Origin of the sequence: Borborobacter arsenicus (assembly GCF_003934165.1) — a bacterium.
GTDB classification, from domain to species: Bacteria; Pseudomonadota; Alphaproteobacteria; order Rhizobiales; family Rhizobiaceae; genus Pseudaminobacter; species Pseudaminobacter arsenicus.
On sequence record NZ_ML133508.1, the window covers coordinates 319886 to 342550 of the forward strand.

The 22665-nt window shown below is 61.5% G+C and carries 21 protein-coding genes; 15 read left to right on the plus strand and 6 right to left on the minus strand.

The genetic code is table 11. The features are described from left to right. Positions 1–58: 58 nt before the first annotated feature. A complete protein-coding gene (locus tag EET67_RS01515; protein ID WP_128624429.1) occupies positions 59–400 on the minus strand; it encodes a hypothetical protein in 342 nt (113 codons plus the stop codon). Positions 401–633: 233 nt separating this feature from the next. Between EET67_RS01515 and EET67_RS01520 the strand changes: the two genes are divergently transcribed. Genes EET67_RS01520 through EET67_RS01530 form a run of 3 tightly spaced genes read left to right on the plus strand, consistent with a single transcriptional unit; the run spans position 634 to position 2347 of the window. Continuing rightward, a complete protein-coding gene (locus EET67_RS01520) occupies positions 634–1215 on the plus strand; it encodes a hypothetical protein (protein ID WP_128624430.1) in 582 nt (193 codons plus the stop codon). A 56-nt stretch (positions 1216–1271) separates the two neighbouring features. Next, positions 1272–1805: a hypothetical protein gene (locus EET67_RS01525; RefSeq protein ID WP_128624431.1), complete on the plus strand. Its 534-nt coding sequence runs from the start codon at positions 1272–1274 to the stop codon at positions 1803–1805. Continuing rightward, positions 1802–2347 carry a hypothetical protein gene (locus tag EET67_RS01530; RefSeq protein WP_128624432.1) on the plus strand — a complete coding sequence of 182 codons (546 nt, stop codon included), beginning with the start codon at positions 1802–1804 and terminating at the stop codon, positions 2345–2347. The genes EET67_RS01525 and EET67_RS01530 overlap by 4 nt, the downstream gene beginning before the upstream one ends. Here EET67_RS01530 and EET67_RS01535 read toward each other — a convergent pair. Then, positions 2340–3611, minus strand: coding sequence for a hypothetical protein (locus EET67_RS01535; RefSeq protein WP_128624433.1), 1272 nt, complete (start codon positions 3609–3611; stop codon positions 2340–2342). The genes EET67_RS01530 and EET67_RS01535 overlap by 8 nt on opposite strands. Before the next feature lie 213 nt (positions 3612–3824). On the opposite strand from EET67_RS01535, the gene EET67_RS01540 reads away from it, so the two are divergent. The 5 genes from EET67_RS01540 to EET67_RS01560 are packed head-to-tail and all read left to right on the plus strand — an operon-like array spanning position 3825 to position 9928. Further along, positions 3825–4586 (plus strand): Tll0287-like domain-containing protein, encoded by a 762-nt coding sequence (locus EET67_RS01540; protein ID WP_128624434.1) that lies wholly within the window; start codon positions 3825–3827, stop codon positions 4584–4586. Next, positions 4583–7366 carry a response regulator gene (locus tag EET67_RS01545; protein ID WP_128624435.1) on the plus strand — a complete coding sequence of 928 codons (2784 nt, stop codon included), beginning with the start codon at positions 4583–4585 and terminating at the stop codon, positions 7364–7366. The genes EET67_RS01540 and EET67_RS01545 overlap by 4 nt, the downstream gene beginning before the upstream one ends. A gap of 27 nt (positions 7367–7393) precedes the next feature. Further along, the gene (locus EET67_RS01550) at positions 7394–7792 is read left to right on the plus strand and encodes a response regulator (RefSeq protein ID WP_128624436.1); all 399 of its coding nucleotides are present in this window, start codon (positions 7394–7396) and stop codon (positions 7790–7792) included. Continuing rightward, positions 7789–9351 carry an adenylate/guanylate cyclase domain-containing protein gene (locus EET67_RS01555; RefSeq protein WP_128624437.1) on the plus strand — a complete coding sequence of 521 codons (1563 nt, stop codon included), beginning with the start codon at positions 7789–7791 and terminating at the stop codon, positions 9349–9351. Before EET67_RS01550 ends, EET67_RS01555 begins: the two co-directional genes overlap by 4 nt. A 52-nt stretch (positions 9352–9403) precedes the next feature. Beyond that, positions 9404–9928, plus strand: coding sequence for a GNAT family N-acetyltransferase (locus tag EET67_RS01560; protein ID WP_128624438.1), 525 nt, complete (start codon positions 9404–9406; stop codon positions 9926–9928). A 49-nt stretch (positions 9929–9977) separates the two neighbouring features. Here the strand turns inward: EET67_RS01560 and EET67_RS01565 are convergent, their stop codons facing one another. Continuing rightward, positions 9978–11351, minus strand: coding sequence for a hypothetical protein (locus tag EET67_RS01565; RefSeq protein WP_128624439.1), 1374 nt, complete (start codon positions 11349–11351; stop codon positions 9978–9980). A 292-nt stretch (positions 11352–11643) separates the two neighbouring features. On the opposite strand from EET67_RS01565, the gene EET67_RS01570 reads away from it, so the two are divergent. Genes EET67_RS01570 through EET67_RS01580 form a run of 3 tightly spaced genes read left to right on the plus strand, consistent with a single transcriptional unit; the run spans position 11644 to position 15248 of the window. Then, positions 11644–12858: a glycosyltransferase family protein gene (locus tag EET67_RS01570; protein ID WP_128624440.1), complete on the plus strand. Its 1215-nt coding sequence runs from the start codon at positions 11644–11646 to the stop codon at positions 12856–12858. A 3-nt stretch (positions 12859–12861) separates the two neighbouring features. Further along, a complete protein-coding gene (locus tag EET67_RS01575) occupies positions 12862–14106 on the plus strand; it encodes a glycosyltransferase family 4 protein (RefSeq protein WP_128624441.1) in 1245 nt (414 codons plus the stop codon). Beyond that, the gene (locus EET67_RS01580) at positions 14088–15248 is read left to right on the plus strand and encodes a glycosyltransferase family protein (protein WP_165899749.1); all 1161 of its coding nucleotides are present in this window, start codon (positions 14088–14090) and stop codon (positions 15246–15248) included. Before EET67_RS01575 ends, EET67_RS01580 begins: the two co-directional genes overlap by 19 nt. Here EET67_RS01580 and EET67_RS01585 read toward each other — a convergent pair. After that, positions 15226–15900: a class I SAM-dependent methyltransferase gene (locus EET67_RS01585; RefSeq protein WP_425359490.1), complete on the minus strand. Its 675-nt coding sequence runs from the start codon at positions 15898–15900 to the stop codon at positions 15226–15228. The genes EET67_RS01580 and EET67_RS01585 overlap by 23 nt on opposite strands. Positions 15901–15974: 74 nt before the next feature. On the opposite strand from EET67_RS01585, the gene EET67_RS01590 reads away from it, so the two are divergent. The 4 genes from EET67_RS01590 (at position 15975) to EET67_RS01605 (ending at position 20773) form a co-directional block, all read left to right on the plus strand. Then, the gene (locus tag EET67_RS01590) at positions 15975–16547 is read left to right on the plus strand and encodes a hypothetical protein (RefSeq protein WP_128624442.1); all 573 of its coding nucleotides are present in this window, start codon (positions 15975–15977) and stop codon (positions 16545–16547) included. Positions 16548–16564: 17 nt separating this feature from the next. After that, positions 16565–19279, plus strand: coding sequence for an ABC transporter ATP-binding protein (locus tag EET67_RS01595; protein ID WP_128624443.1), 2715 nt, complete (start codon positions 16565–16567; stop codon positions 19277–19279). A gap of 31 nt (positions 19280–19310) precedes the next feature. Beyond that, positions 19311–19763 (plus strand): cyclic nucleotide-binding domain-containing protein, encoded by a 453-nt coding sequence (locus tag EET67_RS01600; RefSeq protein ID WP_128624444.1) that lies wholly within the window; start codon positions 19311–19313, stop codon positions 19761–19763. 149 nt (positions 19764–19912) lie between these two features. Further along, positions 19913–20773: an MBL fold metallo-hydrolase gene (locus EET67_RS01605; RefSeq protein ID WP_128624445.1), complete on the plus strand. Its 861-nt coding sequence runs from the start codon at positions 19913–19915 to the stop codon at positions 20771–20773. Here the strand turns inward: EET67_RS01605 and EET67_RS01610 are convergent. After that, positions 20738–21496, minus strand: a complete 759-nt coding sequence (locus tag EET67_RS01610; RefSeq protein ID WP_128624446.1) for a polysaccharide deacetylase family protein — start codon at positions 21494–21496, stop codon at positions 20738–20740. The two genes, EET67_RS01605 and EET67_RS01610, sit on opposite strands and share 36 nt — an antisense overlap. Next, positions 21496–22587 (minus strand): glycosyltransferase family 4 protein, encoded by a 1092-nt coding sequence (locus EET67_RS01615; protein WP_128624447.1) that lies wholly within the window; start codon positions 22585–22587, stop codon positions 21496–21498. Before EET67_RS01615 ends, EET67_RS01610 begins: the two co-directional genes overlap by 1 nt. Positions 22588–22665 lie beyond the last annotated feature (78 nt).

Genomic DNA, 22665 nt, shown 5'->3' on the forward strand with positions numbered 1-22665 from the left:
ACATCGGCGCAACAGGGTGCGGCCCCACTGCTGATGCGGGCGGGGCCGCGAACTGGTCCTATTCCTCGATCGTATAGGATTCCATCTCGCAAAGGTTTTGCGTGTCGGTCGTCGTGTCGAGATCCGAATCTTCGCTGAATTCGAAGCGCAAGTCGTATTTGCAGACCCGGCGGCCATCGGCGATCGTGACTTGGGCAGTCTCGCCCGGATTGAGAACGTCGCGGCCCAGAATGTCCTCTTCCCACTGCTCTACATTGGCGGGCGACGCATAGAATTCAGTCAAAACCGAATTCGTGCCGTTCTTCAGCGTGAATACTAGATTATCGGCCTTCGCCACAGAAACGGATGCAACGCAGGCAGCCATGGATGCAGCCAATAAATAGTTTAATTTCAAAGTCATAATATGATCCGCCCGAGATTGGGCAGCGCCTGATAGCAGCAGTCGTCGGCGTTGGGAATAGGGCAGGAGGCGACACCACAGGCCCATCATCGCGATGAACCGCGACCTGTATGAGGGAATGATCCTCCGGGATGCCTGTTTCGGTCTGTGTCACAATGTGACCGCGGCCGGCACATCTGTGGGTTGAAATCACATTGTCGCCGGACAATCGTGTGCGCGGAAGGAAACCGTCCGTGCAACAACGATCGACATTGCGGCAGCGTCTGATCGCGATCCTTGTTACCGGTGTCGGTGCGACGGCGGCCGCAGCCATTTCCTTCGGGGTAACTGTCTACGAAGCGGCCCACCCGCGGGCAGTTCCCGTCGTTCCAGCCGGCGAGCCTATCGATACCGGCCGCTGGAACATCACGTTTCAGGCAGCCCACAGCGGCCCGGTGCCGCCGACAGGCGTCGAGCCGTCCGAGTCCAAGAAATTCGTCCTGGTCGAGTTTGACGCAACCAATCTTTCGGCGGCGACCGGCTTTGTCTCGCCGACGCTTTTTACCGTCGATCCACCAGTCCCGAACCTGCCGGCCCCTGTCTTTTATCTTGCGCGTGACAAGTGGATTGCCAGTGGTCTCAACCCCAGTATGCCTGAGCGGATGATTGCTGTTTGGGAGTGGCCGCAGGCGTTGGCATTGCCGGAAACGTTGCGCCTGACGGTAGGCAGCCAGATCTACAAGCGGCGTGACAATCTTTACGGCGCCTCCAGCTGGTTCGACCGTGATCCGATTGCGGTCGTCGAACTGCCGGTTTCGCGGGACGGCGCGAGATGATGAGTAGGTTCAGGGAAATAGCGGCGGTTTTTCTCGTTGCGGCGATCCTCTATGGAATGCAGCGCACCACGCCCCTCTACAGTGAAATCACATCTCTGGTGCCAGCTTATGGCGAGCAGGGTAAGCGGATCGACGCGCGGGCCTTTGCGTTTGCAGTGGTCAATGTCCACCTCGCACGGATGGTCAGAACCGAAAGCTTTGGCCGCACCCAAGATTTTACCACATCGGGCGTCTGGGTGTTAATCGAAGGGGCGGCAGAGGCGAAACGGGAGAGCCTGACGCTTACGACCGCGAATTGGCTCGGGCCAAGCGGTATCAGCTATGCGCTCAGCCAGCGATTTTCGATTCTGCCCGGCCTGCTGCCGAATCAGAGGCTGGAGCCGGGTTTGCCGAAACCGGTTCTGTTGGCTTTCGAGGTGCCCGAAAGCGAAGTCTCCGGCGCGACCCTGCTGGTTCCCCGCAATTACATGACACCACTCGACGAAGAGATACGGATGCCGGTGACGAATATCGACACCAACGCTATTCATGCCGCGATCACCCTGAAGCGAAGCACCGTCGGCCTCCCCTGGATTCTGGAGACTGAATGATGGGGGACGTCGCACCACGCGAAAGGCGCCACTATTGGCTCAGCCTGGCGGCGCTTGTCGTCATATTGCCGGCCACCGTCCTGGCGAGCAGCTGGGACAGCCTCATGCAGTGGCGCGCCAACCACTATCGCATTCAGATCTCGGTCGAGAGACAGGCAGCCCAGCGTTATGCCGGTGCCGACTGGAAGCTGTCGGAGTTGACGCGCCTTCCCGGCGGAATGCCTGAAGAATCGGTAGTGCTCGTCGAGTTCGAGGCGGCGGTGGACGATCCCGCCATCCTGTCGAAAAGCCCCTGCGAGGTCGCGCTGACCGACGAGCAGGGCCGCATATGGAAGCCCGTCTTCCTGACCGAACCCATCGTGCGCGAATTGCACCCGGAAGCGGCTGAAAAGCAGGGATGCAGCAATTTTGCCTTCGAAGGCTCCAGCAAGGGGAGCAGGATCACAATGGCCGAGACCTTTACGGTGCCGACTGCCGCGGAGAATTTAGCGCTTTCGGTTACCGTATTCGGCGCCTTGCCGGACTATATGTTGCTCAAGTAGCTGAGGGTACAGGCAATCGTTCGCTGCGTTGCGAGGCAACCGCATATTCCAGGACCGCAGCCAGAAGGGCGATCCGCACCGCGTCCAGAAGAATGCCGCCATTGAGATCACTCGGGCTCCCGATGAACGCGGCAGCGACGGAAAAGGCGATCTGCCAGGCGTCGAGATTGGGAACATCAAGCGTGCGTGTCATCCAAAGCCAGGCCCACGCACTGAGCCAGCCGAGCAGGCGATAGACGATCATGAAGCTCAGCAATGTTGCAATCCCCGTGCCCAAGGTCATCTTCAGGCAGGCCCAGACAGGCCGGTAGCGCGTGCGGTAGCCGCCGAGGAAATGTGCCACGAAATCATGCAGCCACTTTCGCCCGGTCGTGGCGCGAGAGGGCTGGGCGGGTGCAGCGGCGGGCGCTGCCGACAAATCATAGCCATTGATGATCGCCGCCATTACCAGCCAGACAATCGGCAGCAGCGCGTAGAAGAACAGGCCCTGCGCTTGCTCCCAAAATTCCGGTTGGCGGAACTCGACGGGCGTGAAGCCCTCGGCCGCAAAGGCGGCCATGCTGGGCACGAGCTGCTGCAGGCCCATGCTGAATTGATCGAGTATCGCGCCAGCGCCGATCCAGGCGATGAATTCATTCTTCCAGATGCTGAGCGCGTAAAGGCCGATGAATATCCAGCTTGCATCCGCCGCCACGATCAGGAGCCGCCAATAGGGCGAGCGGGCGTGCCGGTTCATGCGTTTGGCAAACCAACGCACGACCCAGCAGGCGACGATGGACAGGATGAGGCCGCGAGACTGCAGCAGTTCGAAGATTTCGAGTTTTTCGCCAAACGGCACCCGTGCCAGTGCGAGTCGGGAATATTCCCGAACCGTGTCGCCAAGAAAACCCCAGGCGGCGTAATAGGCGAAAAAGGGCAGGATCACGGCGGCGGTGACCGCCAACATATGTTCGGAGCTCTCCTTTGTGGACGCCGTCTGCCGGCTTGTATCGGAGGCCGCTTGGCGCAGAGATGCCAAAGCCGGCAATCCTGGCCGCAGGGCGGCGAACATCGCCACGACGACCACAAGCTTTGTCAGCACCACGAGTGACAGCACTACCATGCCGCCAAGCGGGTTTTCCAGCCCGACTGTGACTGCCGCGCTGAGCAGAAGGGTGCGCGTAATGTAGCCGATGGCGCCGAGCAGGAGAAGTTGCGGCCAGAAGCGGACAAGAAGACGGGCAGTCAGGGCAAGCGGGCGGGCGATGTCCTCGATCATCGTCATATTGCCTGCTTAGCCGACGGCGCTCTGCGCCTCAACGGACCCGACGGTCAGATTTCGACGCCCCCATTCACAAACCGTGTCCGGGATCGGCCGCTAGCAACGCCGTGCCGTTATCGCGACGACCACCGCGGCCATGCCGGCAACTTTGCCGTTACGCAGGCCGGCGTTCTCATGCTATGTTGCCGTGCGGGGCTTCCTTTGAAGGGAAAGGCAATGCTGGCCCTCTCAGCCTGGGTGCGCAGCGCCATTGTCGCAGCGGTCGTTGGCTACGGCTCGATGCTGCCCGTTACGTCCGGTGCGGACGACGCCGACGATCTCATAACCGGGACCAGACTGGCCGAACTGCTGCGCGCGGGCCGCAACATCGTCTCCAACTACCAGGAGCTTATCAACGATCCCGCCCGTGGCGACAAGCAACTGACCAGCGATCGATTCACCAAGGAAGCGATCGCGCTTTATTCCAAACGCACCGGCCACGATCCTCTTTCCGGTGAATTGTCGCAGCGCGACAAGCGCCTGCTCAACGCCCAGATCGAGGCGATGCGCGAGGTGCTGGACGAACAGCAGGCCGACATCAATCGTGAGGGGATAGGCTTCAAGGGCTTCGTGCCGGCGGTGTTTGCGCGGCTGGTGAATGAAAAATTCATCGCCAAGGTCGGTGAGGACGCCAGGGTACGGGTGACCGCGCCTGAATATCTGGTGCGCAATCGCAAATCGCTCCCGGACGATTGGGAGGCCCGGATCATAAACGATGTTCTTTCAGATCCGAAGCGGACCAAGGGTGAGGTCTATACCGAAGTTGCCGAGGCGGATGGACGTCCGGCATTCCGCATGCTCTTGCCGGAATATTATACCGAGTCCTGCCTGACCTGCCACGGCGCCCCGAAGGGCGAGATCGACGTTACCGGTTATCCCAAGGAAGGCGGCAAGGCGGGTGATCTGGGAGGCGCAATCAGTATCGTCCTGTTCAAATGAGCGCTTCTGGAGCCCAATCCGCGATCGATCCCGCTCCGCCGCGGGACACTGGTGCACAAGCGCCCCAGCCTCGCCGCGGCCTGACCTATCGCATCGCCAATTTGCCGATTTCCGCCCGTGTGGCGGCGCTGACGGCGGCAGGGCTGATCAGCCTCATCCTGTCTTCGATCTTCCTGACCCAGGCGCTTTACCGCAGCGCAGATCGCACGGCCGAAACCAAGGCGCTGTTCGACCATGCGGCGACAGCCGCTGCCGCCCACGTCACCTTCGGCGAATTGCGATATTGGCTCACCGACCTCTCCGTCAGCCTGCTGATGAATTCGCAGCGCAATGCCGAGCAGGCGCGCGAACGGCTGGGCGAGCATCTGGACAGCCTTGCGGGGACTTCGCCCGAAGTGGTCGCGGCCCTGCGTACCGAGATCGACGCCTATGTGAAAACGGCGCTGGAAGCCGCCGACAGCTACACGCAGGACAACCGCATCATCGGCAACGCGCTGCTGGCGGAAGCGCGCACGCATAGTTCAAATGTCGATGCAGCGCTCAACCGGCTTGTCGATCAGGCGAGTGCGGCCGCCGAAAGCGCCCGCAATGAAGCGGTGGGACAGGCACGAGACACCGCCAGGACCGCCGCCATCCTGGTGGCCATAGTCCTGCTGATAGGCTCGGTCCTGACCGCGCTTGTGCTGCGTTCCATCATTGGCCCGTTGCGCCGTCTGAACAAGGTCATCGCGGAACTGACCGCCGGACATTATGACGTCGAGGTTCCGGAGGAGGGAGGCGACGAACTCGGCTCGATGGCGCGCACGCTTCGGCTGTTCCGGTCGAGCGCGATGGAGAGGCAGCGGCTGGAGGAGGAGGCCGAGGGGCAGCGGCGGACGATCGCGACAGCCTTGGAGGCGATCTCCGACGGGTTCGTCCTGTTCGATTCGCAGGACCGGATCCTGCTGGCCAACAGCAAATATTGCGAGATATTCCCTGATTACGAGCAATCGGACCTTCCCGGCCGAAGCATCGAGGAAATTCTGAGACGGCGCCTGGCAAGCGGCCAGATCAATCTCCGGGGCACGCCGCCGGAGGAGTGGATCGCCGACAGGCTGCGGGTTCACAAGAACCCGGCCGGTTCGATCCATGAGGGACGGTTCGGCCAGCGCTGGGTGCGCATCACCAAGAGAAAGACGCCGAATGGCGGTACGGTCGCGGTCTACACCGACATCACCGAACTGAAGGAGCGACAGGGCGAACTCGAACGCGCCAAGAGCCGCGCCGAAACGGCGAACGAGGCCAAGAGCCGCTTCCTGGCTTCCATGAGCCACGAACTGCGCACGCCGCTCAATGCGATCATCGGCTATAGCGAGATGCTGATTGAAGAAGGCGACGAGCAGGATTTGGAGGAGTCAGTTGCGGTACTGGAAAAGATCGCAGCCGCTGGGCGCCACCTGCTGTCGTTGATCAACGACATCCTCGACCTGTCGAAGATCGAAGCCAACAAGATGGAGATCTATCTCGAGACCTTCGACGTCGATGGTCTGCTGCGTGATGTCCAGGCGACGGTCGTGCCGCTGATGGCCAAGAATCGGAACGAATTCGTGCCTGAGATCGACGGAAATCTCGGGAAAATGTATTCCGATCAGACCAAATTGCGCCAGAATCTGTTCAATCTGCTCAGCAATGCCGCCAAATTCACCGAAAATGGGCGGGTCACGCTCTCTGTTTACCGCGACAAGCGGCCGGATGGCGACTGGCTGGTATTTCAGGTGTCGGACACCGGGATCGGCATGACGCCGCAACAGCAGGAGCGCCTTTTCAGCGCCTTCACGCAGGCCGACGCTTCCACCACCCGCAACTATGGCGGGACGGGTCTGGGTCTCAGCATCACCCGTAGCTTCTGCCGCATGATCGGCGGCGTCGTCACCGTCCGCAGCGAGAAGGGACAAGGCTCGACCTTCACCATGGAGGTTCCGGCCGAGGCGACTGCGGAGACTGCTGTGGAACAGCCCGCCGCGGCCCCGTCGCCGATACCGTCGAACAAGGCCGTCCTCATCATCGATGACGAACCTGCAGCCCGCACCATCATCGCCAAGGCGCTTTCGGAAGCGGGGCTTTCGCCCATCGAAGCTGCAAGCGGCGCCGAAGGTATAGAAGCGGCACGCATGCATCGGCCTGCCGCCATCATCCTGGACATCATCATGCCGCATCAGGATGGCTGGTCGGTCCTGCGGTCGCTCAAGAGCGATAAGGAGCTGTGCGAAATTCCGGTGATCCTGGCCACGATCCTTGCCGATCGCGAACTCGGCCTTTCGCTGGGTGCGGTCGAGTATCTGACCAAGCCGATCGACACCGACAAGCTGATCCGCACCATAGAGGCGTGCGGCGGCGGCAATCGCGATGTGCTGGTGATCGACGACGATCTGGCCTCGCGTGATTTCCTGCGCCGTATCCTGGTCAGGAAGAATTGGCGGGTCCATGAGGCAAATGACGGCTTGCGTGGCCTCGAACTGATGAAGCGCCTGCGGCCCCGCCTGGTCCTGCTCGACCTGCTGATGCCGGAGATGGACGGGTTCCAGACCCTGAACGAGATGCAGCAGATACCCGAACTGCGCAACATTCCCGTGGTGGTCATCACCTCGAAGGATTTGTCGTCGATGGAACTGAAATGGCTGCGCGACCGTGCGGTAGCGGTGGTGACCAAGGGCGCAAACAGCAGGTCGCAACTGGTCAAGGCGCTGGAGCGCCAGATTGCGCCGCGCGAACCCGCCGGAGCGGACGTTGCCGGCAGTTGAACGCCACATGTCTGGAGGAAGCCACGCATGATGAGGATCCTTCTGGTGGAAGACAACGAAATGAACCGTGACATGCTTTCGCGGCGGCTGTCGCGGCGCGGCTTTGAGGTGCTTCTTGCCGAAAACGGACAGGCAGGGGTGGAACTGACGGTTTCGCAGAGGCCCGACCTGGTGCTGATGGATATGAGCCTGCCGGTTATGGATGGATGGGAGGCAACAAGGCGCATCAAGGCTGATCCGTCGACCTCGGCCATACCTGTCATTGCTCTGACGGCGCATGCAATGGCGAGCGACCGGGATATGGCGCTTCAGGCGGGTTGCGACGATTATGACAGCAAGCCGGTGGATCTGGCCCGGCTCATCCAGAAGATCGAGCAGCTGCTTGATGCCTCGCAAAAGCCGCCGGCTGGCCGACTGGGAACATGACGGCAGAAAATGAATTCCAGCGGCGCGCCGTCGCGGCCCACGTTGCGCAGCAACTCGTCGGCTCCGCGCGGGCAATACAGGGATTCCAGGATCTGCTGATCGAACAGGCGCGCGGGCTCGGTCTGGTGCAGATGACGCCGGATATCGAGAGGATAGGCATTGCCGCGCGGCAATTGAACGGCCTCATAGACGATTTGATCGCCGGCAAGGGCGAACTGCCCGAACAAGGCGATTTCGGGCTCGAGGCGAAACTGCGCCACGACCTGCGAACGCCGCTCACCGCAATTGTCGGCTATTCCGAAATGATCCTCGATGAAGTACGGGAATTGGGCGAGGTCCGCCTGGAAGGGGACGTCACGACGCTGCTAGCGGCGGCGGCCGAACTGCTCGCGCATGTCGACGCGATCGTGGGTCTGTCACGTGCGGGCAATACTGCGGGGTCGAACACACTGCAGGAGATGGCGTTCGACGCGGCGGGGCTCGAAAGGGCACTGAGCAGGACCGAGGAGGATGTGTCGACTGTCGCAGGCGGCAGGATACTCGTGGTGGACGATATCGCCAGCAACCGCGATCTCGTCTCGCGCCGCCTGCAACATGACGGCCATGAGGTGGTCACAGCCAAATCCGGACCCGCAGCACTTGCCTGCCTTGAAGGAGACGACTTCGATCTGGTCCTGCTGGACATATTGATGCCGGACATGAACGGCGTGGAGGTGCTTTCAAGGCTGAAGGCCGAGCCGCGGTGGCGGCACATTCCGGTCATCATGATTTCGGGCCTGCACGAGGTGGACGCGGTGGCGCGCTGCATCGAAGCCGGCGCAGACGACTACCTGCCCAAGCCGTTCAATCCCACGCTGCTGCGTGCCCGTATCAGTTCCACTCTTGAGAAAAAGCGCTGGCTGGATCGCGAGCACCAATATCTCCAGCGCATCGAAGCCGAGAAGCAGCGCGCGGATGCGCTGCTCCATGCGGTTCTGCCGGGCCAGATCGTGGCGCGACTGCAAGCCGGCGAGGCGATCATTGCCGACCGCTTCGATGAAGTGACGATCCTGTTCGCCGATATCGTCGGCTTTTCTCCCATTGCCGCAAGGCTGGCGCCATCGGACCTCATCAAGCGTCTCGACCGGCTGTTCAGTACCTTTGATCTGCTGGCGGAGAAACATCGTGTGGAGAAGATCAAGACCATAGGCGACGCCTATATGGCCGCCTGCGGTATCCCGGAACCGGCAGCCGATCATGCGGACAGGATCGTGGCGCTGGGCAAAGCCATGCTGGAATCGCTGGGCGAGCAGGGGCCGGCGGATGGGGAGTTCCGCATCCGCATCGGTGTCCACACCGGACCTGTCGTTGCCGGACTGATCGGCCGGCGAAGGTTCGTCTATGACGTCTGGGGTGAGACGGTGAACATTGCAAGTCGGCTGGAGTCGCAGGGCATTCCCGGCCGTGTGCAAATCTCGGCTGCGACCAGGCAGGCACTGAGGTCGCCCTGGCACTTTGAACCACGCAATGCGGTCGACCTGCGAGGCGTCGGCAGGATGCAGACATTTCTCATCCATTGACGATAGGGCCGGCAGGGTGCCTCATGGCCGTGATCGGGCTTCTGGTGATGACATGAACATGCCTTCGTCTTCCACCCGCGAAAAACTCGAACCGACCCTGCGGGCGATCCGGCCCAGTGATGCGGAAGCGCTCTGCGCGATGGCCAATATGCCCGGATTTCGCCGCGGCACGCTACGCATGCCGTTTGAAACGGTGGAATCCTGGGAAAAACGGATCGCCAAGGCTGGCGCGGGCGACAGCTGGATCGTTGCCGAAGTCGACGGAAAAATCGTCGGCCACGGCAATCTCGTGGTGCGCTCTACCCCACGCCGGGCTCATATAGGTGAGATCGTCATGGGGGTTGCCGACGATTTCGTAGGTCGCGGGATCGGCACCGCGATCCTGTCGGCACTGCTCGATGTGGCCGACAATTGGCGTGGGCTCAAACGGGTGGAACTGACCGTCTATGCCGACAACGAACCGGCAATCCGGCTCTATGAAAGCCGCGGTTTTGAAGTGGAGGGTCGGCATATAAAGGCAGGATTCAGCGATGGGAAATACCACGACCTGCTGACGATGGCGCGCTTGCGGTTCTAGGGCATGATCCGGAAAAGTTGCAGACTTTTCGGACGAGATCATGCCTCAATTACGGCAATTGCGCTGCGAGCCTTCGCCATCTTGCGTTATCGTCGATCACAATGAGATTGCGGGTGACATCGCCAAGCGTTCGCTGCCGGTAGTGGCGATATAGTTGCGGCAGGATATCCGTTGCCGGCAGTCCGGCGAGTTGGTCAAGAACAGGCAGCTGTTCGTCGATGACTCGCATGCCCCATCCACTTTCCCGCTGCGCCAATTCAGCCGCCAGTTCGCGTTCGTCGCGCGAATTGTTGTCCAGGGCAGCCTGCAGCACCGATTGGAAGAGCGGGACATAGCCGATCTGACGCGGCCCGCCCATGGCTCTCACCCTCGGCAATATTGCCAGCACCAGAAACACCAGGAGCAGATTTGGCAGCAGTTCCCCGTCCAGCAAGGCTTGGCGCAGACGCGGGCGATCGAGTGGGATCGACAGGCCGTGCGGTCGCTCCGGCTCGACCAATCTATCCTGTTCAACGACCAGCTTGCGCACGCGTCGGTCGCGGACGCCCCAGAAGTGAAGGGTCCCGCCCGGCAGGAAACCACCGAAAGGGCCGTTGGATGCGAGTTGCAAAGCATGTTCGAGGCGGCGGCGCCGCTGAGGGTCCGCCAGCAGCTTTGAGGGGATGCTGTCCTTATCTTCAAGATGGCGGGCCAGGACCATTGCGGCGAAGCGGTCATCGATGAATATGGGCTTGGCCAGCGGCAGGCGATCCCATTCGCACGCCAGATCGGCATTGAGGGCGGTTATTGCGTCGGCGGCAGTGGCAAACATCTCGTCGGCCCGTTTGAGCAATACGTCTGCAAGCTGGGTGCCGGGCATCGTCTGCGAGACTGCTTCCAGCGCCTGCCTGTTGATGGACACCGGCCCTGTCGCGCAGACGCTGCGCCGTGACAGCTTGTGGCGTCCCATACCGAACAGATTGACTTTGTCCGTACCGGTGTCGAGCCATCCGGGTCCCTCGCGGCCGATCGTCTCCATCGTCATCGTCGTTCCCGAGAAGACGAGGAAAGCGGGTAGCCGGTTTTCGGCCGCGCCGAGCCAACTCAGCACAAAGGCGTCGAAGGTCGTCCGGTCGAGCAGAAGCTGGCAGTGAAGTCCGGTCTGGATCGCCGCCGCGCGGTCGAACTCCCTGAGCCCGGCCGCGGCGTCCTGAGGGATCATGATTGTGCTGAGATGCTTGCCCAGCATCTGGCGTAGTATCGCGCGTGCCTCGTTCGCCAATCGGGAAGCTGGCGCGCTGGTAGCACGCCACAGATGGCCGGCATAGCTGGTGACCGGCTCGTCCCAATGCCTTTCGATGTCTTGTGCAACTTCCGGGCAAAGCAGCGACAGCGCTGCCAATAGGCGTCTGGGTGGTCTGGCGGCTTCAATTGCCCGGTCCATCCACGCTATTCCTTCGCCGGTAGCCGCGCACCCCGCTCCCGCGAAGGCTGAAATATAACATCCCGACCGTCGTCGAAAAATACGCTCCGGCGGTATTTTCTGCCCAGACAGGCCGGTAGGCGGGCCCCTACGCTATTCGGCGCATGGCTGAGATGAACTCAGCGCCTTTTGGTGCCTTGCATTGAAACGGCGACAGTGATGTAGTTTCTGTTCGAGTGCGGATTTCGAAGGGGACGGGGGAGAAGTCGACGCTAATGGCCCACAAGGGGGGCCAGGGTAAGGTGGTGCGGTCATGGTGCGGCGCTTCGAACACGCTCGGATCCTGATGTATAGCCACGATACTTTCGGTCTCGGCCATTTGCGCCGATGCCGAACAATCGCGCATTCGCTTGTCGCCGACTATCATGGCCTGCATATCCTGCTTATTTCTGGCGCCCAGATTGCAGGCGCGTTCGATTACCGGGCACGCGTCGACTTCGTGAAAATCCCCAGCGTGATCAAGCTGCGCAGTGGCGAGTACACGTCGCTCGAGCGTCACATCGACCTCAGGGAAACCATGAAGATGCGGCAGGCGATCATCCGTCATACCGCCGAGAGCTTCCAGCCGGATTTCTTCATCGTCGACAAGGAGCCGCTTGGCCTGCGCGGAGAGATCGAGGAGACGCTGTCCTATCTGAAGACGCGTGGCACCACGCTGGTGCTCGGGCTGCGCGAGGTCATGGATGCGCCGGCGCTGCTCAATGCCGAGTGGCGCCAGCATGACGTTATGCGCAAGATCGGGCTGTTCTACGACATGATCTGGGCCTATGGGCCGCCCGATTTCTACGACCCGCTGACCGGGCTGGAAGTGCCGCCTGCAATCAGGGCGAAGATGAAATTCGTAGGCTTTCTGCAGCGCAGCTTGTTGCCGGAAGGACTGCCCGGCCACCGGCCGGAGGGCGAATATATTCTGGTTACCACCGGCGGCGGCGGTGATGGCGCCGATTTGATCCATGCCGTCATCCACTCCTACCAGCAGGACCCGGAACTGACGCACAAGGCGCTGGTCGTGCTCGGCCCCTATATGCCGGCGAGGAAGCGGCGCAAGTTGATCCGCAAGGCGGCAGGCATTCCCTATATCGAAATGATCGAGTTCGACAGCCGGATGGAGGACCTGATCGCGGGCGCCAGGGCGGTGGTGGCGATGGGAGGCTACAACACCTATTGCGAGATATTGTCCTTCGACAAGCCCGCGCTGATCGTGCCGCGGATGCGGCCGCGCGAAGAGCAGCTTATCCGCGCGCGCCGGGCGGCCGAACTGGGATTGATCGAGATGCTGCTGCCGGAGGAAGCCGAAGATGCCTTGCGTTTTGCGGCGGCATTGAAGGCGCTGCCCAACCGGCCGCGCCCGTCGCAGAGCAATCCCGATTTGCGGCTCGAAGGGCTGGTCCATATTTCGGAGATCGTTGGAGATTGGCTCGACCAGCGCCACCGCCATCAATTCACCGTCGTTGAAAACATGAGTTGAACCGTGGGCAACCGCAAGGTCGTGGTGGTTTTGAAGGGCTATCCGCGCCTGTCGGAAACCTTCATCGCGCAAGAACTGCTCGGCTTGGAGCGCGCTGGCCTGGATCTCGTCATCGTTGCCCTCAGGAAGCCGACGGATGCCAAGCGCCACCCGATCCATGCCGAGATCGAGGCCCCGGTCCATTACCTGCCGGAATATCTGCATCAGGAACCGGTGCGGGTGATACGTTCGCTCATCGCCTGTCTGCCGCGCGCCGGATTCCGGCGCGCATTCGGTGCGTTGCTCGCCGATCTTCGCCGCGACTGCACCCGCAATCGCGTCCGCCGCTTCGGCCAGGCGCTGGTGCTGGCAAATGAATGGCCCAGCGGCGGGCAGTGGCTTCACGCCCATTTCGCGCATACGCCGGCCTCGGTGACGCGCTACACCAGCATGTTGCGCGGCCTGCCCTGGACCTGTTCGGCCCATGCAAAGGACATCTGGACGTCACCGGACTGGGACCTCGCCGGAAAGCTTTCCTCGGCGCGCTGGACGGTGACCTGCACGCGCACCGGCTTCGAGCATCTGCGCAAGCTGGCCAATGGCAGTTCGTCCGTGCATCTCAGCTATCATGGGCTCGACCTTGCCCGTTTCGGACGGTTCGAAGCGGCACGGCCCGCACGCGACGGCTCCTCCGCCGAAAACGCGGTCGCCATCCTCAGCGTCGGCCGTGCGGTGGAAAAGAAGGGCTTTGACGTCTTGCTGCAGGCGCTGGCGCTCCTGCCTGCCGGCCTGCACTGGCGGTTCGAGCATATAGGCGGCGGCGAGCAGCTAGAATGGCTCAAGGCGTTGGCGCAAAAGCTCGGCATTTCCGGGCGCGTTTCCTGGAACGGTGCGCTCGCGCAGGAGGATGTGCTGGCGCATTACCGCCATGCCGACATCTTCGCCTTGGCATGCCGCATTGCCGGTGATGGCGATCGCGACGGCCTTCCCAACGTGCTTGTCGAAGCCGCCAGCCAGCGGCTTGCTTGTGTGTCGACGCAGGTCTCTGGCGTGCCTGAACTGCTGACGCATGAAGAAACCGGTCTCGTGCTTCCGCCCGAGGATGCGCCGGCCCTGGCTACGGCGCTGGAGCGGTTGATCCGCGATCCGGCTTTGCGCATGCGTCTGGGCGACGCGGCCGAGCACCGGGTGCGCGCGCATTTCGACTATCGGTCGAGCGTCGATCAGTTGAAGACCTTGTTCGAGCAGGAATGGCAGGCAGCGCAATGAACGGGCCGCGTGTGTTCTTTTACGTGCAGCACCTTTTGGGCATCGGCCACCTCGCGCGCGCCAGCCGGATCGCGGCCGCGCTGGTCGAGGATGGTTTCGACGTCACCGTGGTGACGGGCGGGGTGCCGATCAGGGGTTTCCCCGGTCCCACCGTTCGGTCTGTGGCACTGCCTGCGGTCGTGGCAGGCGAGGGCTTTTCGGCGCTGGCGGATTTGCAAGGCAATGCGATCGACGACGCCTTCCGGCAAAGGCGGCGGGACCTGCTGCTTGCAGCATACAGAGAGTGCCGCCCCGATATCGTCATCGTGGAAGCTTTCCCCTTCGGCCGCCGCCAGATGCGCTTCGAACTGCTGCCGCTGCTTGAGGCGATCGAAGCAATTGTGCCGAAGCCGCTTCTGGTGACGTCCGTGCGCGATATTCTGCAGGAGCACGCCAAGCCGGGGCGAAATGAGGAGACGGTCGAACTCCTCAACCGCTATTTCGACCTCGTGATGGTTCACGCCGACCCGAAATTCGCAACGCTCGATGAAACCTTCCCGCTGGCATCGTCCATCAATTGCGAAGTGGCCTATACCGGTCTGGTGGCCGCGCCGGTCCCACCGTCGCCCTCTCAGCATTACGACGTCCTGATTTCTGCCGGAGGCGGTGCGGCCGGCCGCGACTTGGTGAAAGCTGCGGTTGCCGCGGCGCGGATGGTGTCAGGCGCCGGCAACTGGGCGCTGATCACCGGCCCCAACCTGTCGCAGTCCGAATTCGATGCGGCCACGCAAGAGGCGCCCTCGGGCCTGTCCATATTCAGGTTCCGCGAGGATTTCGCCAGCCTGCTGGCTGGCGCGCGCCTGTCGGTTTCCCAGGCCGGCTACAACACCGTTTGCGATATCTTGCGTGGTGGCTGCCGCTCGCTGCTCATTCCCTTCGCAGCCGGTGGTGAGACCGAACAAACATTTCGTGCAACACGGCTGGAAAGGCTGGGATTTGCCGGTGTGCTGAGCGAAAAAGACCTCACGCCCGACAGGCTGGCGGCGGCCATTACGAGCGTCCTGTCTGCGCCACGCCCGCCGGCCCACAGCCTCGATCTGGAAGGTGCGTCGCGCTCTGCCAAGCTGTTGCGCGAAAGGACTACACTGTCCCGATCAGCATGAAGCGCATGTAGTTCTTGAGCGGGAGCGCACCGGAAAACCGCACTTCCGTCAGTCCAGCCATCTCCTCGAAGGCCGCGGCCGAGGCCACGCAATTGATATGGGTAGGCTCGCTGAAATAGTCGTTGGATTGCAGCAGCACGCGCGTACCTTTCGGGATAAGGGCAAGCCAGCCCGGAAGATCGGCAATGTGCTCGCAACTCGTATTGATCACCAGATCGGGCCGCGCGCCAGCATAATCGAGCCCATACATGTCGGCAGTCATTGCGGTGAACCGGTTTCCGGCGGGCGCGTTGAGGGTACGTGCGACCGGGGCCACACCGGCATCGATGTCGATGCTGTCGATGGCGGCGATGTCGAACCTTGCATCGTCGAACAGCATCGCCGCCAGAACGCCATACCAGCCGCCGACGATCCAGACGCGCCCGAGACGGGCGCCGCAGTGATCCAACAGCCTGTCGCGGGCCCACATCTTGCAGGCGACCTGCTTGTGGTTGAACGCCGTGGAAATATTGGCATCGGGGTGCTCGGCGATGACGCGCGCCAGCCTGCCGACCAGTGGGTTACCGATATAGGCGGCAATCCCGCGCGTAAGGTCGAACGCGCATTCACGCCAGTCGATGCCGGGACCGCCCGGCTGGGTAGCGTCCATCATATGCCTGTTGTATGTTGAGATATTGGGCGACACAACACGCTGTTCTTCTGCAGCGCACCTTCATGGATTGAAGTATGTTGGAAGCCGTTTCGCCATTGATCGGCACTGGGGACGATCTTCCGCATCTGTCGGGGCCGGCCGCGATCATCCGTCAGGTCATAGCCGCCCATTTCCTTCGTGATTGTGAGCACGTGATAGAGATCGGCGGCCATGTCAGGCCGATAACGCCTTATCTCACGCACCGGCCGTCATCTGTGCTTTCCGTCGATCCGAAGACACCCGCTTTCGAGTCCGAGCAACTCAACGGCCATCCTTGCCGGGTTCGCCATATTCCCCGGAAGTTTCAGGAGATCGACTACGACTACGCGCCGCGAAGCTATGGGCTGGTTCTGCTTGGATATTCGCTGAAGCCATTCGGCAGCCGCGAACCGCTTGGCCGGCTGTTCTATTCGCTGATTGACAATGCCCAAGCCGTGGTGCTCGACTATGCCCCTGAGCTGGAGCGAGCGTCATCGCAGGTTCCAGCCATCCTTGGCCGGCCGAATGTCAGGGTTCATTGCCGTTTCGAATTTGTGCTCGATGACGCGGAGATCGCCGGTTCGCCATTTGCCAAGAGGCTTTTTTACGTCCTGCACCCTGTCCCCTGAACAGCCTTCGGCCACCGATGGAAAAGAGTCTTGCTCGCTATATCTGGTCACACACCTGGAGGCAGCAACTCTGGATACTTGCGATTGTCGCCGTGTCGATGGTCCCTTATTTCCTGTCCTTCGACCTGCCCAAGCTGATCGTCAACGGGCCGATTCAAGGGGAGGGGTTCGAGACGCCGGGCGCCACACGGCTTTTCATGAATATCGATTTCACCCTGCCGATGTTGGGCCAGGTGACGTTGTTCGAAGGGTTCCAGCTCAACCGGCAGGAAACGCTCTTTGCGCTCAGCCTGGTGTTCCTGTTCCTGGTCGTGGTGAACGGCCTCTTCAAATTCTACATCAACACCTACAAGGGGCGTCTTGGCGAGCGGATGTTGCGGCGCATCCGCTTCTACCTTGTCGATCGCGTCCTGCGGTTTCCGCCGCACCACTTCAAGCGCGTGAAACAGGCCGAGATCGCGACCATGGTCAAGGACGAGGTGGAGCCGCTGGGTGGCTTCATCGGCGACGCATTCGTGCAGCCGGCGCTGCTCGGCGGCCAGGCGCTGACAGCCATGGTCTTTATCATGATCCAGAATTTCTGGCTCGGCATGATCGCGGCTGCGATTGTCTGCATCCAGATTGTCCTCATTCCGCGAATGCGCCGCAGGCTGTTAATACTTGGCCGGGAAAGGCAACTGACCGCACGCGCACTCTCCGGCCGGGTCGGCGAGATCGTTGACGGAATCGACACGATCCATGTCCACGACACTTCCAACTATGAGCGCGCGGATATCGCCGCGCGGCTCGGCCGGATTTTCAAGATCCGCTATGACCTGTATCAGTGGAAGTTCCTGGTAAAGTTCATCAACAATTTCCTCGCTCAGATCACCCCGTTCCTTTTCTATCTGATCGGCGGCTACCTGACCTTGCATGGCAGGCTCGATATCGGCCAGCTGGTGGCGGTGATCGCCGCCTACAAGGACCTGCCCGGTCCGTTGAAGGAGCTGATCGACTGGGACCAGATCCGTCAGGACGTTCAGATCAAATACACTCAGGTCGTCGAGCAATTCAGCGTCGATAATCTGGTCGAGCCGCATATCCAGGCGGTGACCGTCGATCCGGTGGCCCCCCTGAGCGACCCGCTTGCGGCAGCCAATCTCTCGCTGAGCGACGACAGCGGCGCCACCTTCCTTGACCGGGTTTCCTTCGAGATCAAACCCGGCGAAACCATTGCGATCGTCAGCACCGGAACCGGAGGAGCTGAAGCGGTTGCCCAAGCCTTCGCGCGGCTGAACTGGCCCGAAAGCGGCAAAATCGTTGCCGGCAGTGTCGATCTGCTTGAATTGCCTGAATCGGTGACAGGACGGCGCATATCCTACGCCTCGTCGGATGTTTTCCTTGTCCATGGCAGCCTTCGCGATAACCTGCTCTACGGCCTGAAGCACGCGCCGCTAACGCGCGTCAGCTATGAAGGCGTGGAGGCCGATCACCGCCGCTGGGCGGTCGAGGAAGCTCGCAAGGCGGGCAATCCCGATTTTGATCTTCGTAGCGACTGGGTTGACTACGCCGCAGCGGGTGCAACCGGTCCCCAGGACCTGTTCGCACAAATCCGTCATGTTCTCGAGGCCGTCTTCCTGTCACAGGATATTCTCGATCTGGGTTTACGATCGCCGGTCGACCCGGAGCGCCACAAGGCGCTGGTCGAGCGCATTGTCGAATTGCGACTGGCACTGCGCGGACGATTGGAAGCCGAGGATCTGAGCGATCTGGTCGTTCCTTTCGAACCCGGAACCTACAACAAGGAAGCCAATATTGGTGAAAACCTGTTGTTTGGTGCCGCTCGAGGCCCGGAACTGGCCGACAGGGCGCTTGCCGCCAACCCATATTTCGCTGCCGTGCTCAAGCAAACCGGCCTGGACCGCACGCTTTACGAGATGGGCATGGGGATAGCCGATCAGACAATAGAACTGTTCAGCGACCTGCCGCCCGACCATCCCTTCTTCCAGCAGCTCGCCTTCATGGGCGCCGAGGAAATCCCCACTTACCAGGCATTGCTGCAGAGATTGAACGGGCGATCCTATGATACCGTATCGGAGGCGGATCGGGCGGCCATGACGGCGCTCAGCTTCGCCTATATCGAGCCGCGCCACCGTTTCGGCTTTCTGACCGACGATCTGATGACCAAGATCGTGGAGGCCAGGAACCGCTTCTACGCCGGTCTTCCGGCAACATTGAAAGACGCAATCGAGCCCTATGAACCGACGCGCTATATCATCGCTGCCACCGTCATGGACAATGTCCTGTTCGGGCGCATCAGGCACAATCACCCCGAGGGTCCCGAGCGCATCCGGGCAATCATTTTCGGCATGCTCGACGAGCTTGGCCTGCATGACGAGGTTCTGGATGTCGGGCTTGATTTCAATGTCGGCGTCGGCGGCAAGCGCCTGACCGGTGCACAGCGCCAAAAGCTGGACATGGCGAGAGCTCTGCTCAAGCGCGCCGACTATCTCATTTTCAATCGTCCACTATTGGCTCTCGACCAGCGGGCGCAGGATCAGGTTCTGCGCAATGTCCTGGAGGAGGTGCGGCGGGGAGGCCGTGAACCGGCGGTGATGTGGGTCCTCGGCAACCCCTCGATGGCGGCGATGTTCGATCGTGTCATGGCGTTCGATGCCGGCCAACTGGTGGCCGATGGGACCTATGAGACGCTGCATGAGGCAAACGATATTTTCCGGTCGATGGTATCGTAGTCGGCCGGGCAAAACAGCGAGGCTTGGGACCATGCTGCTCAAGGACGAAGTGGGAATGCTGCGGCGCGTACCGCTATTTGCGGGTGTAGACCCTTCTAAGTTGAAACTGCTGGCCTTCACGTCGGACAGGGTAAGCTACACTGCCGGCCAGACCCTCTTCAATCAGGGCGACGAGGGCGATGCCGCTTACGTGATCCTGTCCGGTACGGCCGATATATTGGTCGACTCGGCTGCCGGGCCGATAAAGGTTGCCGAAGCCGAGCCCAATTCGATTGTGGGTGAGATAGCCATATTGTGTGATGTCTCGCGCACGGCGACCGTACGGGCGGCCGGCCAACTTGAAACGTTGCGCATCCGTAAGGAGGATTTCTTGCGGCTGTTGAAGGAGTTTCCGGAAATGACTGTCGAAATCCTGCGCGTGCTGGCTGATCGGCTCAGCCACACCACGGCGGACCTGATCGATGCCCGAAGCAGGCGCAACTGACCCCAAACGAGCCCAACCGGCCACCGAACCCTATATGTCTATTTGAGCGGGCGGAGGTCCCATACATTCCAAAGGCGGGATTGCATGTCGCGCCTGACCGAGTCAGTTTGGAACGATGATCGCGAAACACCCGCCCCGGCGGAGGTAGAATGGAAGACCTCGTCTTTCAGGTCAGGTTCTGGGGCGTGCGCGGCAGCATACCTGTTTCCGGGCCGGAGACGTCGCTCTATGGCGGCAATACTGCCTGCGTTGAAATGAGATGCGGCCGACACATCCTCCTGTTCGATGCCGGCTCGGGTATTCGCCCAGCGGGCAGGGCGCTCGTGCCGGGCGCCAGGGACATCGACCTGTTTTTTACTCATTGCCACTATGACCACATCATTGGCTTCCCGTTTTTTGCCCGTCTTTACGATCCGCATGTCAGACTGTCGGTCTGGTCAGGACATCTTGCGGGGGAAATGACGACCCTGCAGATGATCGAGAAATTCATGCGCCCGCCATGGTTCCCGGCCAAGCTCGATGTATGCAAGGCAAACCTCACCTGCCGGGATTTCGTCTCCGGCGACGTGCTGCGCCCGCGCAGCGGCGTGACCATTCGAACCGCCAGCCTGCTCCATCCGGGCGGCTGCATCGGATATCGCGTCGAATGGGGCGGCCGCGCGGTGGCGCTCGTCACCGACACGGAACATATCCCTGGCGAGCTTGAACCAGCCATTGTCGGGCTCATCGCGGATGCCGATCTGGTGATCTACGATTGCAACTACACCGAAGAGGAAATGCCGCTGCGCAAGGGCTTCGGCCACTCCACCTGGCAGCAGGGTGTGAAACTGTGCGAGGCGGCCGGTGCCCGCGGGCTCGCGATCTTTCATCACGACCCGGGACGAACGGACACCGAGCTTGCCGAGATCGAACGGCAGGCGAAACGGGCCTTCGCCGGCGCTTTCGCCGCACGTGACGGCCAGATCATTAAATTCTCACGCCGCACTGCCAGCCATGATATCGCCGGCTGATCGCCATTTGCAGGCCGCGTGCCGCAACGTCGTCTCGAACAGGCGCTCCAGAAAGGTCCATGCCCTTTCGTCATGCACGAGATGGTGAGTGAGAAGACCCACTCCATCGCCGCCATCCTCAAAAGCCTGTTGGAGTTGCACGACGATGCCGTGCACCAGCAGGGAATGGTCGTGACACCCGCTTGTACCGTGCCAATCCATCAGGTCGATAGTGCTGTTGAGCATGCGGATCGGTGACGGCGTGGCTGGCCCGTAGACGGACAGCGTTTCGAATCCGAGCGCACCCAGATCGGGCAGCAGCCCGGAATCGATCCGGTTCCAGGGCGGAACCAGCATCGGTATCAGGCGCTGCCCGTGCAATTGTTGCATTCGGGCTAAAGCAGTGGCCAGTTCGGTCAGGATGATCTGGCGCAAGCGGTGAGGCCCCAATTCCTGCTTCTTCTCGTCTGCCGGCGCATGGTTCTCATGCGACCAGCCATGAACCGCGACCGATATATGCGGCTCGGTGATCAGCCGATCGGCAAGGGCCTCGTCAGTGCACGCTGGGATCACCGCAAGCACAGTCGGTATTGCGAATGTTCCGGTAAGCCGAAGCAGCCGGTCAAGCTGTGCGGTCGGCTCGACCGCATCGTCGTCTCTTAGCCAGAAGGTCGCAGTACGTCCGGCGTGGTTCCACCGGTTGAGTTCTTCGGCAAGCGGCTGCCAGATTTGTTCATGGGGCATCAGGCCGTCACCTTCGGCAGAATCGCCGCAAGGCGCGCGGCGGCAGCCTCCAGTGAGCAATCATCCGCGACGAAACGATGTGCCGCATCGGCCATCCGTTGCCGCTCGGCCTCGTCGGTCAGCAGCCTTTCAATGGCTGCGGCGAAGGCGGCGACATTGCCGGCAGGCGTCAGAATCCCGGTGAGGCTATCGCGCACAACTTCCGGCACGCCGGCAGTATTCTGCGCGACCACCGGCAGCCCCGCCGCCTGGGCCTCGAGATAGGCAAGGCCATAGGCTTCGCCGCAGCCCGGCCAGACATAGATATCCGCTTCGCGCAGTGCTGCAGGTACGCTCTCCGGATCGAGCACGCCAAGCCAGTCGATGCGTTCGCGAGGCAGCCCCGCAAATGCAGTCTCTACTTCAGTTCGACACGGTCCGTCACCGACGATCGACATCGTCCATGGCAGATGCGTGATACGCCCGAGCGCCTGTGCCAGCATCACGTAGCTGTCCAGCTTGTCGCCCCGGCGCATCATGGCAACGGCGATGAGGCGCGCGCCTTTGCCGCCACCCCTAGGTCTCACGGCTGTATCGGACTCTCTGTCGATAAAGGGCGGCAGCATCTCCAGGGTCGCTTGCGGTGCGATCGCCAGCAGCCCGTCACGATCGCGCCTTGTGAAGCAGATATTGAGCGCCGCCCGCTTTACGGCCTCTGCGACCAGCCTCTGTGCCTCGGCCCAGACACCGATATTGCGGCGGAAGGAATAGGAGGCTTCCGCGGTGACGTAGGGGATCGCGAACGCGGCGGCCAGTCTCGGGCCGATCAGATCGGGAGCCTTGTAGTAGGGGTGGTAGCAGAACCAGAGGTCGGGCCTGCTGCCTTTTGCCCAGCGTTCTGACAACCGGGCGATTTCATTCTCGGCCTCGCGCATGGTGGCGGCAAGCCATTCGGCATGGGGCTGGGCGACATAGCTGCGCATTTCGGAGACTATGTCCACGCGATGTCCGGCAAGCGTGAGCGCCTTGACCAGCAGCCGTGCCATTTGCCGCTCGCCCGAGGGAATGGGATGGCCTGGCGGCTTCATCGGTGCGTAGAAGGCGATTTCCATCGACAAAATCTATTTACCGAGAGTTCTGCAAGTCAATCCGACGATGTGAGCCGGCTTTTCTCGCGGGTCGAGTTTCGC

Coding starts and splice junctions, on each gene's coding strand:
- EET67_RS01525 (WP_128624431.1), top strand. CDS start 1,272: ATGCAGCGCACCACGCCCCTCTACAGTGAAATCACATCTCTGGTGCCA.
- EET67_RS01535 (WP_128624433.1), bottom strand. CDS start 3,611: ATGACGATGATCGAGGACATCGCCCGCCCGCTTGCCCTGACTGCCCGT.
- EET67_RS01515 (WP_128624429.1), bottom strand. CDS start 400: ATGACTTTGAAATTAAACTATTTATTGGCTGCATCCATGGCTGCCTGC.
- EET67_RS01585 (WP_425359490.1), bottom strand. CDS start 15,900: ATGATGGACGCTACCCAGCCGGGCGGTCCCGGCATCGACTGGCGTGAA.
- EET67_RS01545 (WP_128624435.1), top strand. CDS start 4,583: ATGAGCGCTTCTGGAGCCCAATCCGCGATCGATCCCGCTCCGCCGCGG.
- EET67_RS01550 (WP_128624436.1), top strand. CDS start 7,394: ATGATGAGGATCCTTCTGGTGGAAGACAACGAAATGAACCGTGACATG.
- EET67_RS01615 (WP_128624447.1), bottom strand. CDS start 22,587: ATGGAAATCGCCTTCTACGCACCGATGAAGCCGCCAGGCCATCCCATT.
- EET67_RS01560 (WP_128624438.1), top strand. CDS start 9,404: ATGAACATGCCTTCGTCTTCCACCCGCGAAAAACTCGAACCGACCCTG.
- EET67_RS01540 (WP_128624434.1), top strand. CDS start 3,825: ATGCTGGCCCTCTCAGCCTGGGTGCGCAGCGCCATTGTCGCAGCGGTC.
- EET67_RS01590 (WP_128624442.1), top strand. CDS start 15,975: ATGTTGGAAGCCGTTTCGCCATTGATCGGCACTGGGGACGATCTTCCG.
- EET67_RS01570 (WP_128624440.1), top strand. CDS start 11,644: ATGGTGCGGCGCTTCGAACACGCTCGGATCCTGATGTATAGCCACGAT.
- EET67_RS01580 (WP_165899749.1), top strand. CDS start 14,088: ATGGCAGGCAGCGCAATGAACGGGCCGCGTGTGTTCTTTTACGTGCAG.
- EET67_RS01555 (WP_128624437.1), top strand. CDS start 7,789: ATGACGGCAGAAAATGAATTCCAGCGGCGCGCCGTCGCGGCCCACGTT.
- EET67_RS01605 (WP_128624445.1), top strand. CDS start 19,913: ATGGAAGACCTCGTCTTTCAGGTCAGGTTCTGGGGCGTGCGCGGCAGC.
- EET67_RS01610 (WP_128624446.1), bottom strand. CDS start 21,496: ATGCCCCATGAACAAATCTGGCAGCCGCTTGCCGAAGAACTCAACCGG.
- EET67_RS01530 (WP_128624432.1), top strand. CDS start 1,802: ATGATGGGGGACGTCGCACCACGCGAAAGGCGCCACTATTGGCTCAGC.
- EET67_RS01565 (WP_128624439.1), bottom strand. CDS start 11,351: ATGGACCGGGCAATTGAAGCCGCCAGACCACCCAGACGCCTATTGGCA.
- EET67_RS01600 (WP_128624444.1), top strand. CDS start 19,311: ATGCTGCTCAAGGACGAAGTGGGAATGCTGCGGCGCGTACCGCTATTT.
- EET67_RS01595 (WP_128624443.1), top strand. CDS start 16,565: ATGGAAAAGAGTCTTGCTCGCTATATCTGGTCACACACCTGGAGGCAG.